The following is a 13,301-nucleotide window of genomic DNA, read 5'->3' as shown; positions in this document are numbered from 1 at the left end:
CCGGGTTCGAGGTGACGACCCTCCGCAACGACCGCTGAAGCCGCCCCATGCCAAAACGCTCTCCCCGCCTCATCGCCGCCAAGACCGTCGTCCACGCGCTTTGCCTGACCCCGCTGGCGATTCTGGCGTGGCAGTTCTGGGACGTGTTCCGCACCGGCAGCGATGCGCTCGGCGCCGATCCGGTGGCCGAGGTCGAGCATCGTCTCGGGATCTGGGCACTACGATTCCTGCTGATCGCGCTCGCGATCACCCCGCTGCGCCAGCTCACCGGGCAGGCGGTCGTGATCCGGTTCCGGCGCATGCTCGGGCTGTACGCCTTCGCCTACGCCACCCTGCATCTCGCCGCCTATCTGGTGCTGGACCTGCGCGGCTACTGGCTGCAGATCTTCGAGGAGATCGCGAAGCGGCCTTACATCACCGTTGGGTTCGCGGCCTGGCTGCTGCTCGTGCCGCTGGCGATCACCTCGACCCAGGGCTGGATCCGGCGCCTCGGCCGGCGCTGGGGCCAGTTGCACAAGCTCGTCTACGCCATCGCCGTGTTCGCGGTGCTGCATTTCTGGTGGCTGGTGAAGTCCGACATCCGCGAGCCGGCGCTGTACGCCGGGATCCTCGCGGCCCTGCTGGGCTGGCGACTCTGGAAACGCTGGCGCGCACCGGCACGCAGGCCGGTCGCGCCGGTGCGATCAACCGCCGCCGAGCAGCAATAGACCCGTGATCGCGGCCGCGAGCACGGCTGCGGTCAACAGCAGCCACGGCAGGCGCCTGCCGCGCCGACGCGGCGGCGCCGCGATCTCGGGCGCATCGTCGTTGCCGGCAACCCGGGTCAGCAGCACGGTATGCGCGGCCGGCGCCTCGATCACGAACCGATGATGGACGTCGAACACGATCTGGTCGCCCGGCGAGAGAAGCGCATCACGTACCGCTTCGCCGTTGACCACGCTGCCCTCGCCGCTGCCGAGATCGCGCAGGACCACCTGGTTTCCGATCATTTCGATGCGCGCGTGACGTTCGGCGAATGCCGGATCGTCGATCCGGATATCGGCCTCGTCGCTGCGGCCGACCAACCGCGGCGCCTCCAGCGTGAAACTGCGGCCGTGGTGGCGACCGCCGACCCCGCGCACCACCACCCGGCAGTCGCCGCGGAATTCGCCCGGCACATGGCGCAACGCCTCGGGCAGCGCCTCGACCTTGCGCGAGGACACCAGCAGCATTTTCACGCCATCGAGATAGATGGCATCGCCCAGACGCAGCATCGCCATGCGTTTCACCGGTCGACCGTTGACATGGATGCCGCGGGCGCCGTCGGCCACCGTCATCCACACACCGCGCCGATCGACGAACAATCGGACCGACGGCGACTCGTCGTCGCCCACCAGGCCGACGGTGTCGCCGATGCGACCGATGGCATGAACCCCCGAGCCCAGCGGCATTTCGGGGTGATGGTGTTCGGGGAAACGCAGTTTCAGACCTTCCATGCGGCCGCAATCTACCATGGCCCGCGCGCCGCTTGGCCCCGGCGACAGACGGCGCCGCTGCGGCTAGACTTCCGCATTCCGCATCGTCCCAACCCGCCCGGCCGGATCCGTTCGGCCCGACCGGTTCGGCCCAACCAGTTCGTACCCATCAGTCCGTACCCATCAGTCCAGGGGAGCTCCATGTCCGGCATCGACATCCGTCATTCGCATTCCCTGCCGCACACCAAGGCGCGCAAGGCGGTCGAGGAAGTCGCGAAGAAACTCGCCGAACGCTTCGAGATCGAATACGAATGGGACGGCGACGACCTGCATTTCAACCGTTCCGGCGTCGACGGCAAGATCGCGCTGAAGCCGAAGGAACTGCACGTCACCGCCAAACTCGGCTTCTTCGTGTCGGCCTTCAAGGGCCCGATCGAACACGAAATCCAGCGCGTCCTCGACGAACGGTTCAGCTGAGCAGATCAGCTGAGAGCAACGCCTCAACGGTTGCGCATTCGGGTCCTCTTCGCCGCCGGCGGATGCGCATCCGGCAGCGATTCGAAAGGCCTGGGGTGGTCGGCGAACAGGCGGCGCGACACCTCGCGTTCGCTGCGCTCGATGTCGGCGATGAAGTCCGCGACATCGTCCAGCTCGGCATAGGCGCCGAAACCGCGCTCCAGGAACGACTGCAGTTCGCCAAAGCCGGCCGCGCGCGCCGGGCCGCGCAGCACGCTGAGCAGAGTGGACACGCCGCGGGTGCGCAACGCGTGGCCCAGACCATACCCTGCGACCACGATCAGATCGATCTGATGCGCCCGCAGCCGCGGCAGCCCCACCTCGCGATACGCCTTGCCGTAGAGCGCATCGTCGAGCGTTGTCCGGCGCGGCGCCAACCGTTGCAGCGCCTCGGCCATGCGCAGGTCGAAAGCATGGCTGAGCGCGCCCAGCTCGACCGCGTCCGCGAGGGTTTCGAGCAGGGTCTGCGGCAACAGCCGCTGCATCTTCGGTACCACCCTGGCGATATCGGCGTCGCGGCGACTGAAATCGCGGTCGCCGTAGAGGTCGGTCAGGAAGAACTGCGCTGCCGGCTTGCGCTTCGGATCCGACATGAAACCCTCGAAACTCGCCGCCAGCCGTGCCGCCTGCCAGCGCCGCAGTTCGGGCAACCAGCGCAGGCCGTTGCGCGGTTCGCGCTCCGGATCGTGCACGGCCTGATGCCAGGCCAGCCGTCGCGCAAGCACACTGGCGAGCTTGCGCTTGTCGAGCCGGCGACGGCCGTGGGCCAGGTCGGGAGTGACGATCTTCATCGGCGGGGATCATCGGTCCCGCATCCGATGACGGCAAGTCCGGATCGCGGAAGCGACTTTCCCCTGCCCTGTGCGCATGTCGAATCAATGACTTGATCGCGGCAGACCCGCGGACGCATCGGGGCGCATGCGCATCCGACCATGGTGCATGGCGCCGCACCGGACCCTTTCGGCTACACTCGGGACGTTCCCTTCGTATCGACTGCATGCTCTCACTTCACGCCGCCAAGCGACCGGTCCCGAACAAGACCGGCAAGCGCAAACCCTCCGCCAACGCCCCCGCACAGTCTTCCGCCCGCATCGGTCTTGCGATCGCCGGCGGCGGGCCGATCGGCGCGATGTACGAGCTGGGCGCGCTCCGCGCGCTCGACGAGGCGCTCGACGGGATCGATCTCACCCGGATGGACTGTTACGTGGGCGTCAGCAGCGGCGCCTTCCTCGCCGCCGGCCTCGTGAACCGCATGTCCTCGGCGGAGATGTGCCGGATCTTCATCACCGGCGACAGCGACGACGTGCGGTTTCGGCCAGAGACCTTCCTGCGCCCGGCGGTCTTCGAATACATGCGCCGCGCTTCGGCCCTGCCGCGGCTGACCCTGGAGTGGTGGAGCAGCCTGCTGAGTCCGCGCGACTCGCGCCTGTCCGACCTCATGGTGCGCTTCGGCAGCCTGGTCCCGACCGGACTGTTCGACAATTCCGAAGTCGAGCGCTTCCTGCGCGAGATCTTTTCGCGCCGCGGCCGCAGCAACGATTTCCGCCAACTCGAGCGCGAGCTGTACGTGGTCGCGGTCGATCTGGACAGCGGCGAAGCCGTCCGTTTCGGCGCCGGCGACTGGAAGGACATCCCGATCTCCAAGGCCGTCCAGGCCAGCGCAGCACTGCCGGGGCTTTATCCGCCCGTGGAAGTGCGCGGCCGTCACTACGTCGACGGCGCCCTGCGCCGGACCATGCACGCCTCGGTGCTGCTGGAACGCGGTATCGACCTGCTGATCGGCATCAACCCGCTGGTGCCCTTCGACTCGACCAAGGTCGACAGCGACGCCGGCCACCGCGGCGGGGTCGACCCGCACCGGATCTGGCAGGGCGGCCTGCCGGCGGTGATGTCGCAGACCTTCCGCACCCTGCTGCAGTCGCGCATGCAGGTCGGGTTGGCGAAGTACGCCCAGCAATATCCCGACATCGACCAGTTGATCTTCGAGCCCAATTCGAACGACGGCGAGATGTTCTTCACCAACGCCTTCAGCTTCTCAAACCGCCGCCGTGTCTGTCAGTTGGGTTATCGCAACACCCTGCAGGACCTGCGCAACCGCGCCGAAGCCCTTGGACCGGTCCTCGCCGCGCACGGCATCCGCGTGCGCGAGGACGTGCTCAACGACCGCCATCGCACAGTGCTCAGCGGTCTCGGCGAAGCGCCACCACGCAGCACCGAAACCACGGCCCGCCTGCGCCGCGCGCTGGACGAGACCGAACACCTGATCCGGCGACGCAAGCAGAGCTGAGTCCACGCCACGGTCTTCGGCAACGGGATCGATCCGCTGCGGCGGGTCCGCGTCCTCGTGTGAATACTCTAGACAAGCGGCGCACTCTGCCGGGCAATCGATCACGCGCCCGCCGGGAGGGCATATGGCCAAGTTCAAGAAAACCACCGCGAAGAAGACCACCACCAAAACCTCGCAGGCCGAAGCGGAGCGTCTGTCCAAGTCGCTGAGCGAATCCGCCCAGCAGATCTGGCTCGCGGGCGTCGGCGCGTTCTCTCGCGCGCAGGCCGAGGGCACCAAGCTGTTCGAAGGCCTGGTGAAGGAAGGCATGGGTCTGGAACAGACCGTGCGCAAGTTCGCCGGCGGTCGCGCCGAAGTGGTTCGCGACGTGGTCGAAAGCCGCGTTGGTCAGGCCCGCGAACGCGCCACCGACACCTGGGACAAGCTGGAAAAGGTTTTCGAAGACCGCGTCCAGCGCGCCCTGGTCAAGCTCGGCGTGCCGAGCCGCGAAGATCTCAACGATCTCAGCAGCCGCGTCGAAGCCCTGACCGCCGAACTGCGTCGCCAGGGCGGCAAGCCCGCGACGGCTCCGCGCAAAGCTGCCAAGGCGGCGAAGGCCGCCAAGCAGGCCGCCCCGGCCAAGGCGCCCGCCAAGCGTACCCGCAAGGTCAAGCCGACCGCCGCCGAATAATCCGGAACATGAACGGAGCCGGGACTCGCAATCGTATGCAGCCCCAGCGCCGTCGTTTCCTCTGTTAGGTTTCAGCTGTCGCGCACCTCGTATCTCTCTCGCGTCGCGGAAGCGACGCACCCATTGGCGGCCACGGCCGTCCTTGACCCGCCACCGACGACGAAGACCGTAGCTCCCCTCCCCTCACGGCTTCTGGTAGGCGGGTTTCTTTTTGTCCGAAGAAAGCCTTCGCGAGGCCTGGGGGACGCGGCAAAAACGAAAGGCAGCCCTGCGGCTGCCTTTCGCGTTTCGAGAGGATGGATGTTACGGGCCTACCAGTGGACGCCGCGCATGAGCGCCGCGAAGGCGATCTGTTCCTGACTGGGCTGGTCTTCCTTCAACGCCTTCTTGTCGCCCTTGGCTGCGGCCGAATCCGGGAACAACTCGAACGCCGTGCTCATGATGACCTCGTAGGCCTTCGGCGCGACCGCGTTGAGCAGCGCGGAGAAGATGCCGAGACGGGTCGCGATGCGGCTGGGCTTCTCGATGATGCCCTTCACCACCATGTCTGCGGCCTCGTCCGGGCTCAGGGTCGGCACGCTCTCGTACATCTTGGTCGGCGCGATCATCGGCGTGCGGACCAGTGGCATGTTGATCGTGGTGAAGCTGATGCCCTTGCCGGACAGCTCGCCCTGCGCGCAGCGGCTGAACGCGTCCAGCGCGGCTTTCGATGCGACATAGGCCGAGAAGCGCGGCGAACTGGCCAGCACACCGATCGAACTGATGTTGATGATGTGCCCCTTCCGGCGCTGGATCATGGTCGGCATGAACCCCATGATCAGACGCAGGCAACCGAAGTAATTCAGCTGCATCGTGCGCTCGAAGTCGTGGAAACGGTCGTAACTCAATTCGATCGAACGGCGGATGGAGCGACCGGCGTTGTTGACCAGGATGTCGACGTGGCCGTGCTCCTTCAGGATGGTCGACACCAGACGATCGCAATCGGCCATGTCGGCCAGATCAGCGGTGTATGCGAATACCTTGCCACCGGCCTTCTTCATTTCGTCACGGGCCTTGAACAACTCTTCCTCGCCGCGCGCCACGATCACGGTGACCGCGCCCGCTTCGGCCACACGCTGCGCCGTGGACAGACCGATACCGGAGGAGCCGCCGGTCACGACCACGACCTTGCCCTTCACCTTGCCCTTCAGGCTGCGATCGATGAACAGATCGGGGTCGAGGTGGCGCTCCCAGTAATCCCACAGGCGCCACGCGTAGCTCTCGAGATTGGGCACGGCGATGCCGCTGCCCTTGAGCGCGCGCTCGGTCTCGCGATTGTCGAAACGGGTGGGATACGTGATGAACTTGAGCACGCTCTTCGGGATCTTGAAATCGCGCAGCAGCATGCCGATGAAGCGCTTCACCGGCGGCAGGCTGCCGACCGCGCCGCGGATACCGCTGGGCACGAAGGCGAACATCCGCGCGTCCAGACGCATGGTCATCTCCGGCGCATGGCCGGCACGGGCGAAGGTGTTCAGCACTTCCCCGACGCGCATCGGCTCGGGATCGACCAGATGGAAGCAGTGTCCATCGAGCTTCGGCTTGTGCGCGATGTGATCCATGGCGTCGACCACGAAATCCACCGGCACGACGTTGATGCGACCGCCTTCGATGCCCAGCATCGGCATCCACGGCGGCATCATTTCGCGCATTTTCTTCAGCAGGGTGAAGAAATAGTAGGGACCGTCGATTTTGTCCATCTCGCCGGTCTGCGAGTGGCCGACGACCATGCCCGGGCGATAGATCCGCCACTTGATCCGCTTCTCCTTGCGGACCAGCCCCTCGGAATCGTGCTTGGTGCGCAGATACGGATCGTCCAGGCCCTCGGCCTCGTCGAACATGTCTTCGCGGAAGATGCCCGGATAAAGACCGGCGGCGGCGATCGAACTGGTGTGATGGAAACAGCCGGCGCCGATCGCGGCGGCGAGGTCGAGGGCATTCTGGGTCCCGTCGACATTGGCCTTGCGCTGGCTTTCCGCGTCGGCGGTCAGGTCGTAGATCGCGGCGAGGTGAAAGAAATGCTTCACCTTGCCGGAAAGGGTTTTCAACTGCGCTGCGGTCAGGCCGCATTTCTCCGCGGTCATGTCGCCGTGCACCGGCACCACCCGCTTCGGATCCCAACCCATCTTTTTGGCCAGGGCGTCGTATTTCTTCTGCGAATCCTTGCGCACCAGCACGTAGACCGTGCCCTTGCGCTTGAGCAGATTGCCGACCAGGAAACGACCCAGAAACCCGGTGGCGCCGGTAACGAAATAACTCATGTCCTCGCCCTCATGAGACCAAAACGATCGACCGCGGCGCGGCCGTGGGGCCTAAATTGCCAGAGCCGGCGATCAAGAACAATCCGCGTCCACGCGACCTCCGGGCTGGGCGCTTGGGCTCCGGATCACCTTGGAGGTCATCCGGGACACCATCGCTGGTCGTATTGACCCCGCCGGCCACCCCATGCTGTCATGCCCGCCTTACCGGAGGGATCACACCATGTCCGACCTGCAGAGCCAATTCGAACAAGCCGCCAAGGACATCCAGAGCCTGGCCGAGCGTCCCGACAACGACACCCTGCTCCGCCTGTACGCGCTGTACAAACAGGGATCCGAAGGCGACGTTCATGGCGACAAGCCCGGCTTTTTCGATTTCGTCGGCACCGCCAAATACGAAGCCTGGGCCAAGCTCAAGGGCACCGGCCAGGACGATGCCCGGAAGAAGTACATCGATCTGGTGAAGAAGCTGGCCGGCTGAGCCGTGCCGGCGACTTTCCGCCGGCACCTCCGGACGCAGCCGCCGCTCCGATGGCGAAACAGACGCGACAGCGCATCCTCGACGCATCCCTTGCGATGTTCAACACGCAGGGGGAGCCGAACGTCACCACCAACCACATCGCCGACGAGCTGGAAATCAGCCCGGGCAATCTGTACTACCACTTCCGCAACAAGGACGACATCATCGAGCAGTTGTTCGCGCGCTACGAAGAGCGCATGGACAACGCGCTCGCTGCGCCCAGCGGACGACTGCCCGAGCTGGAAGACATCTGGCTGCAGTTGCATCTCGTGTTCGAGTGCATCTGGGACTATCGCTTCCTCTACCGCGACCTGGTCGAGATCCTCAGCCGCAACCGGCGCCTGCGACTGCGTTTCGCGCGGATTCTGAAACGCGCGGACGATCGCGCCCACGGGGTCATGCGCGGCCTGTCGCAGGCCGGAATCATGCGCGCATCGGCCGATGAGCTCGACGCGGCCGCCACGAATGTCCTCGTGCTGTCGACGTTCTGGCTGAATTACTCCGCCGCGCGCGGCGATCGCGACGAGCAGATCGCGATCCGCCAGGGCATCGTCCAGGTGATGATGCTGCTGGCGCCCTTCCTGCGCGACGCGGAACGCCTGCATCTGAACACCTTGATCCGGGCCTACATCGAATAAGCCCCGTGACGAATGCGCGGAAGCGTGCGCATGCGCAAGAAAATATGGCGCCGGGTCGGGCTATCTTCAGCCGCACAGGGGACATCCAACGGAAGGAGTTTCACGATGAAACGTTCCATGATCGCGGCGCTGGCCACGGGCGTGACCCTCATGATCGCCGGTACGCTCGCGAACGCCGCGTGTTCGCCGAATCCGTGCTACCAGCAGTTCCGCCAGTGTCGCGCCAGCGGAGTCTCGTATTACGAATGCTATTCCAGGTATGAGGACTGCCTCGCGAGGTACGGTTGCCCGATCCCCTGAGCGACCTTCGAGCGACTGGTCCAGCCATAAAAGCAAGGGCGCCGATGGCGCCCTTGCTTTTTGCTGCTGCGAAAACCGATCGAAGGTCGATCAGGCCTTGCGCGTCCGCTTGCCGACGACTTTCTTCGCGGTGCGACGCACGTTCTTCTTGGCAACCGGCTTGCGGCCGCGACGCGTCGTACGCTTGGCCTTGCCGGGCTTGAACTTCGCCATCAGCGGCGCGAGCGCGGTTTCGATCTTCTGGCTGGCCTGAGCGACACCTTCGCCGATCTGGCCACGCAGGTCGCCAGCGGTTTCGATCAGTCGGGATTGCGCCTGACCGACGGCGGCGGCCGCCTGACGGCGCGCCTGGACGACGCGATCGACCGCCTGCGCGGCCGTCGCGACGGTCGTGCGACCGGCCATCGAAACGAGGCCGAGACCGGCGAGCCAGAAATGACGCGCGTTCGCGTCGGGGACGGTGCGGGTGATCTTCTTGCGTGCCATGCGTGTGCTCCGGTTGCGGGGGGCCGGTCGACCCGGCTTGGGATGAGGCCAGCATGCGCGGCAACGGCCGAGCAAACACACTAGCCCGTATGGTCGGGGCTTGCCTCGCCCCGCAACTCGCGGGATGCTGGCGGCTTCCATCGAGAGGACCCGAAACATGGCCAAATCCGCCTGGGCCGCATTTCCCCACGACGCCAAAGCCTACGCCTACGCGGGCGATGCGCTGAAGAAAGCATGGCCCAAACTGCACGCGGGAGACTGCGAGCCCTTCCCGGACGACAAGCGCGCCGCCGCGTTGATCAAGGCCGCGGGCAAGGCCGCACCGAAAGGCCTCGATGCCGGTGCGCTCGCGGAAGCGCTGCAGGACGCTTGGCGCGCGTTCCACCGCGGCGATTTCAAGACCGCCTACGAGGCAGGTGAAGCCCTGGGGCCCGTGGGCGCATCGGTCGCAGCCAAGGCGATCGGGATCCATGCCACCTATCTCGTGGACGACGACAAGGAAAAACTCCAACGCTTCGAACAGGCCGCGAAGCTGGCGGAAGCCGCAATCAAGGTACTGCCCGAAGACGCCAACAGTCACTATCGCCACGCGTTCGCGCTGGGCCGCTACAGCCAGGGGCTGTCGATCGCCAAGGCCCTCAAGGACGGGATCGCCGGCAAGGTCCGCGCATCGCTGGACACCGCGCTGGAACTGGAACCGAAGCACGCGGAAGCCCATACCGCGATGGCGCTGTATCACGGCGAGATCATCGCGAAGATCGGCGCGATGATCGGCGGCCTCACCTACGGCGCGAAGGCCTCGGAAGCCGAAAAGCATATGAAGGAAGCGCTGAAGCTGACGCCGACATCGCCGATCGCGCTGATCGAGCACGGCAATCTGCTGATGCTGCTGCACGGCGACAAGAAGGAGGACGATGCCGCCGCGGCCTACGAAAAAGCCGCCAAATCCAAGCCGCTGGACGCGATGGAGGCGCTGGACGCGGCTTACGCGAAGTCCGAGATCGAATGACGGTCCGAGCCCGCGGCCGCCGGTCCGGACACGGCGCGCCCTCGACGACTTGCCTCGGCGCGGTCAGCTCCGTAAAATGATCGACCCGAACATCGGGCGGTTAGCTCAGCGGTAGAGCATTGCCTTCACACGGCAAGGGTCGCAGGTTCGAACCCTGCACCGCCCACCAGTTCCACGAAAGCCCGGCTCCGGCCGGGCTTTCGCTTTTCACGGGCCCGATTTTCACGGACGCACGTTTCAGGGGCCCGAAACAGATGGGCCCGGCAGTGGGCGCATGGCGTGCGCCCACTGCCGTCTCCGCATCAGGCCATCATGGTCCGCGGGGTATCGCGCTGCTGCGTCGTGTCCTGCGCGGGCGCCGGCGTCTGCTGCTGGTTCTGGGTGTTCTGCTGCATCAGCTGCGTGCTCTGCTGCACCGTCTGCTGCGCCGCCTGCTCGCGATCCACGTACACGCGCTTGTTCGCGGGATCTTCCAGACCGCCCTGCACCGCGAAGAAACCGGCGTTGTTCCCCGCCGACTTCACGTGGTCGATCTGGCTCAGGCCCGACACCTTCGCCTCGAACGCGATCGTCGCCGCCGCGTTCTCGCGCTCCTGCGCGTTCTTGAACGTCCCCGCGGGCATCTGTTCCAGGCCCTTCATCGCCTGCTGGTACAGCGCATTGTCCGGATGGTTCGGGCTCGACAGCTTCGGCGACTGCTCCGCCTTCGACAGCGCCTCCAGCGTCTTCGGACCGGCGATCCCGTTCGGATCCATGCCGTTCTCCTTCTCGAACGCCTTCAGCGCGTGCGTCGTCGCCGCGTCGAAGGTGCCGTTGGTCGGAATCGGCTGGCCGTCCGGGCCGCGGAAGCCCTGGTTGTTCAACATCGTCTGCAGCTTCGCCACTTCGGGGCCGGTCGAACCCTGCTGCAGGATGCCTTCGCTCGCCGCCACGTTCGCGGGAATCGTGGCATTCGGCTGCTGCGGCGCGTTCGGCTGCGGTTGTGCGGGCGTGTCGGCGCGCGGTTGCGTCGGCTGCGGCGTGGTCTGCTCGGGTTGCGCAGGCGTCGGCGTGGGCGTGTTCGGCTGCGGCTGGGTCGGTGTGTCCGCCTTCGGCTGCGCCGGCGCCTGTTCCTGGCCCGGGAAGATGCCCAGCGACTTCAGCGTGTTCTCGCCCGCCTTGCCGTCGACTTCGAGGCCTTTCTGTTCCTGATACTTGCGTACCGCGGCTTCGGTCTTGTCGCCGAAATAGCCTGTGGTCGGCAGCGGCTGGCCCTGGTCGTCGCGGATGCCGGCATTGTTGAGCGCTTCCTGCAGCCGGCGCACGCCTTCGCCGCGTTCCTCCTTCACCAGCAGCTTGTCGTCGAGGCCGCCCTTCTGGCCGGTGGTCTGTCCCTGCGACTGGTTCTGACCGAAGTTTTTCGGATCGCCGCTCAGCGCGCGATAGGCCTCATCGGGATTCATGCCGGCGGCCACGTTCTTCTGGTACTGGTCGCGCATGTCGTTCAATTTCCGCCCGACTTCGTCCGGCGTGATCGATGCGGCGTTGTTGGCGGTGCCGCCGTAGTGGCTGGCGCCGCCCTTGCGCGGATCGCCGACGCTGGCCCACTCCAGAGCGGTCGCGTACTGCGCGCGCTCCAGACCTTCGGGGCCGCTGGTCTTGCCGGTGACGTAGGCCTTGATGTCCGGGCGTTTCTCGTCCATCAGATAGTCGGCGAAGATCCGCTCCTGCAACTGCGGCGTGAATTTCGCATCCTTGTCGATGCCCAGGGTATCGACCGCGCCTTTCATGGTCGACGGAATGACCTGGTATTTGCCGACCGCGAACAGACGATCCGGATCGCCCGCCGGCAGATCCTGACGACGCATGACTTCGCCCACGGTCATCTGCGAGAAGTCGATCTTGTCGCCCCTGGCGTCGCCGGCACGGCCGCGGTTGTACGAACCATAGTCGCCTTCGCCGCGCGCGATCAGGTTGCCGAGCGGATTGTCGGAGCCGTAGTCGTTCGGCCCGCCGGAAATCCTGCCGGGCGTCGCCTGCTGCGCCGGTGTCTGCTGCGCGGGCGTTTCTGGCACGGGCGCCTGCTGTGCCGGAGGTTGTTGCGTCGGGGTCTGCTGGGCAGGCGGTTGCTGCGTCGGCGTCTGCTGCGTCGGCGCGATCACGCCCAGATCGCTCAGCATTTTCTGGTCGGCCACGCCGGTGACGGTCTGGCCGTGTTTCCGCTGGTAGTCCTCGACCGCTTCGCGCGTGCGGCGTCCATAATCCTGATCGGGATTCAATGCCTTGCCTTCGGCATCGACCGCACCGGCCGCGATCAACGCGCGCTGAAGCTTCTCGACCTCGGGCCCCTTCTCGCCGAAGCTCAGCTTGCCGTCGGCCAGCGGCGGATCGGCCGGCTTCGGGAACGTGCCGGAAATCGGCACGAAGGTGGGGGCGGCGTTGGTGAGGTTTTCGGTCTGCGCGGGACGCTGGTCCGTGGTCAGCGTGCCGGCGTGCATGTCCTTGATCCACTTGTCGGCCTGGGCGATGTACTTCGTGTTGACGTCGAAGTGCACGTGGTCCGGGAACGCGTTCGGATTGCCGTTGTTGTAGCCGTGCTGCTTGCCGAGCGGCTGGCCGTATTCGACCTTGTCGCCGGCCTTGAGGTTCGCATCGATCTGCGCGTGGCGGATCTGGAACATCGTGTCGCCGGTCTTGGGGTCGTTGATGGTGATCACGCCGTCTTCACGATCGATCTTGCCGATGACGCCGGCCGCGGGCGAAGGAATCGGCACGTTGCCGTTCGACAGACCGGGCGCGGTCAGCACCATGTCCTTGCTGACCATGTATTCGCCGCCCGGCGTGAGCACGGCGGTGCCGCGGTAGTTGCCGAGGATTTCCTCGTTCTCGCCGTTGACGCGCGCATACACGCGACCGCTTTCCTGCAGGCGCTTGCTCGGATGATGGTTCTCGAGCTGGCCGTAGTTGGTGACCAGTTCGCTGTTGCCGCCGACGCTTTCGTAGATCGTGATCTTGGGCATGGGAAGTCTCTCCAATAGACTTGAAACATCGTGGGGGGCGGGCTGCGCCGACGCTTATTCGACATGGCGCTCCGCCCCGCTCTCGCTCTGATGACTGACGCGAAACCGCGGGTGTTTTCCGCGCG

At 65.8% G+C, this 13,301-nt stretch carries 12 protein-coding genes, 1 tRNA gene and 1 pseudogene; 9 read left to right on the top strand and 5 right to left on the bottom strand.

Going from position 1 to position 13,301, the window contains the following annotated elements:
- Positions 1 to 47: 47 nt before the first annotated feature.
- A pseudogene (msrQ, locus tag ABD974_RS14535) lies at positions 48 to 708 on the top strand (protein-methionine-sulfoxide reductase heme-binding subunit MsrQ); the annotation flags it as partial.
- Here the strand turns inward: msrQ and ABD974_RS14530 are convergent.
- On the bottom strand, positions 684 to 1,475 hold the full coding sequence (locus tag ABD974_RS14530; RefSeq protein WP_345304054.1) for an FHA domain-containing protein: 792 nt from the start codon (positions 1,473 to 1,475) through the stop codon (positions 684 to 686). The pseudogene msrQ and the gene ABD974_RS14530 sit on opposite strands and share 25 nt — an antisense overlap.
- Positions 1,476 to 1,655: 180 nt before the next feature.
- Between ABD974_RS14530 and ABD974_RS14525 the strand changes: the two genes are divergently transcribed.
- Positions 1,656 to 1,931: a polyhydroxyalkanoic acid system family protein gene (locus tag ABD974_RS14525; protein ID WP_345304053.1), complete on the top strand. Its 276-nt coding sequence runs from the start codon at positions 1,656 to 1,658 to the stop codon at positions 1,929 to 1,931.
- Between the two features lie 23 nt (positions 1,932 to 1,954).
- Here the strand turns inward: ABD974_RS14525 and ABD974_RS14520 are convergent, their stop codons facing one another.
- A complete protein-coding gene (locus ABD974_RS14520; RefSeq protein ID WP_345304052.1) occupies positions 1,955 to 2,761 on the bottom strand; it encodes a DUF8198 family protein in 807 nt (268 codons plus the stop codon).
- 206 nt (positions 2,762 to 2,967) lie between these two features.
- On the opposite strand from ABD974_RS14520, the gene ABD974_RS14515 reads away from it, so the two are divergent.
- The gene (locus ABD974_RS14515; protein WP_345304051.1) at positions 2,968 to 4,257 is read left to right on the top strand and encodes a patatin-like phospholipase family protein; all 1,290 of its coding nucleotides are present in this window, start codon (positions 2,968 to 2,970) and stop codon (positions 4,255 to 4,257) included.
- Between the two features lie 124 nt (positions 4,258 to 4,381).
- Positions 4,382 to 4,927, top strand: a complete 546-nt coding sequence (locus tag ABD974_RS14510) for a phasin family protein (protein ID WP_345304050.1) — start codon at positions 4,382 to 4,384, stop codon at positions 4,925 to 4,927.
- 311 nt (positions 4,928 to 5,238) lie between these two features.
- Here the strand turns inward: ABD974_RS14510 and ABD974_RS14505 are convergent, their stop codons facing one another.
- Positions 5,239 to 7,227: an SDR family oxidoreductase gene (locus ABD974_RS14505; protein WP_345304049.1), complete on the bottom strand. Its 1,989-nt coding sequence runs from the start codon at positions 7,225 to 7,227 to the stop codon at positions 5,239 to 5,241.
- A gap of 220 nt (positions 7,228 to 7,447) precedes the next feature.
- Here ABD974_RS14505 and ABD974_RS14500 point away from each other — a divergent pair, with 220 nt between their 5' ends.
- From ABD974_RS14500 to ABD974_RS14490, 3 genes are all read left to right on the top strand, one after another.
- On the top strand, positions 7,448 to 7,705 hold the full coding sequence (locus tag ABD974_RS14500; RefSeq protein WP_345304048.1) for an acyl-CoA-binding protein: 258 nt from the start codon (positions 7,448 to 7,450) through the stop codon (positions 7,703 to 7,705).
- Positions 7,706 to 7,755: 50 nt separating this feature from the next.
- Entirely contained in the window at positions 7,756 to 8,382 is a 627-nt protein-coding gene (locus tag ABD974_RS14495) for a TetR/AcrR family transcriptional regulator (protein WP_345304047.1), read from the top strand.
- Between the two features lie 105 nt (positions 8,383 to 8,487).
- Positions 8,488 to 8,682 carry a hypothetical protein gene (locus tag ABD974_RS14490; RefSeq protein ID WP_345304046.1) on the top strand — a complete coding sequence of 65 codons (195 nt, stop codon included), beginning with the start codon at positions 8,488 to 8,490 and terminating at the stop codon, positions 8,680 to 8,682.
- 90 nt (positions 8,683 to 8,772) lie between these two features.
- Here the strand turns inward: ABD974_RS14490 and ABD974_RS14485 are convergent, their stop codons facing one another.
- Positions 8,773 to 9,168 carry a hypothetical protein gene (locus ABD974_RS14485; RefSeq protein WP_345304045.1) on the bottom strand — a complete coding sequence of 132 codons (396 nt, stop codon included), beginning with the start codon at positions 9,166 to 9,168 and terminating at the stop codon, positions 8,773 to 8,775.
- A 157-nt stretch (positions 9,169 to 9,325) separates the two neighbouring features.
- On the opposite strand from ABD974_RS14485, the gene ABD974_RS14480 reads away from it, so the two are divergent.
- Complete coding sequence (locus ABD974_RS14480) at positions 9,326 to 10,177, top strand: tetratricopeptide repeat protein (RefSeq protein ID WP_345304044.1); 852 nt, start codon at positions 9,326 to 9,328, stop codon at positions 10,175 to 10,177.
- 94 nt (positions 10,178 to 10,271) lie between these two features.
- Positions 10,272 to 10,346 (top strand) — tRNA-Val (locus tag ABD974_RS14475).
- A gap of 133 nt (positions 10,347 to 10,479) precedes the next feature.
- Here the strand turns inward: ABD974_RS14475 and ABD974_RS14470 are convergent.
- A complete protein-coding gene (locus ABD974_RS14470; RefSeq protein ID WP_345304043.1) occupies positions 10,480 to 13,176 on the bottom strand; it encodes a peptidoglycan-binding protein in 2,697 nt (898 codons plus the stop codon).
- Positions 13,177 to 13,301: the final 125 nt, after the last annotated feature.

It is taken from the genome of Lysobacter hankyongensis (assembly GCF_039543145.1).
GTDB lineage: Bacteria > Pseudomonadota > Gammaproteobacteria > Xanthomonadales > Xanthomonadaceae > Lysobacter_I > Lysobacter_I hankyongensis.
The sequence above is the reverse complement of the archived record's forward strand: the minus strand, read 5'-3'. Positions and strand labels throughout refer to the sequence as shown.

Bases quoted from the DNA above. Each gene is read 5' to 3' on its own strand.
- ABD974_RS14500 (WP_345304048.1), top strand. From the start codon at position 7,448: ATGTCCGACCTGCAGAGCCAATTCGAACAAGCCGCCAAGGACATCCAG.
- ABD974_RS14480 (WP_345304044.1), top strand. From the start codon at position 9,326: ATGGCCAAATCCGCCTGGGCCGCATTTCCCCACGACGCCAAAGCCTAC.
- ABD974_RS14485 (WP_345304045.1), bottom strand. From the start codon at position 9,168: ATGGCACGCAAGAAGATCACCCGCACCGTCCCCGACGCGAACGCGCGT.
- ABD974_RS14470 (WP_345304043.1), bottom strand. From the start codon at position 13,176: ATGCCCAAGATCACGATCTACGAAAGCGTCGGCGGCAACAGCGAACTG.
- ABD974_RS14515 (WP_345304051.1), top strand. From the start codon at position 2,968: ATGCTCTCACTTCACGCCGCCAAGCGACCGGTCCCGAACAAGACCGGC.
- ABD974_RS14530 (WP_345304054.1), bottom strand. From the start codon at position 1,475: ATGGAAGGTCTGAAACTGCGTTTCCCCGAACACCATCACCCCGAAATG.
- ABD974_RS14490 (WP_345304046.1), top strand. From the start codon at position 8,488: ATGAAACGTTCCATGATCGCGGCGCTGGCCACGGGCGTGACCCTCATG.
- ABD974_RS14495 (WP_345304047.1), top strand. From the start codon at position 7,756: ATGGCGAAACAGACGCGACAGCGCATCCTCGACGCATCCCTTGCGATG.
- ABD974_RS14505 (WP_345304049.1), bottom strand. From the start codon at position 7,227: ATGAGTTATTTCGTTACCGGCGCCACCGGGTTTCTGGGTCGTTTCCTG.
- ABD974_RS14520 (WP_345304052.1), bottom strand. From the start codon at position 2,761: ATGAAGATCGTCACTCCCGACCTGGCCCACGGCCGTCGCCGGCTCGAC.
- ABD974_RS14510 (WP_345304050.1), top strand. From the start codon at position 4,382: ATGGCCAAGTTCAAGAAAACCACCGCGAAGAAGACCACCACCAAAACC.
- ABD974_RS14525 (WP_345304053.1), top strand. From the start codon at position 1,656: ATGTCCGGCATCGACATCCGTCATTCGCATTCCCTGCCGCACACCAAG.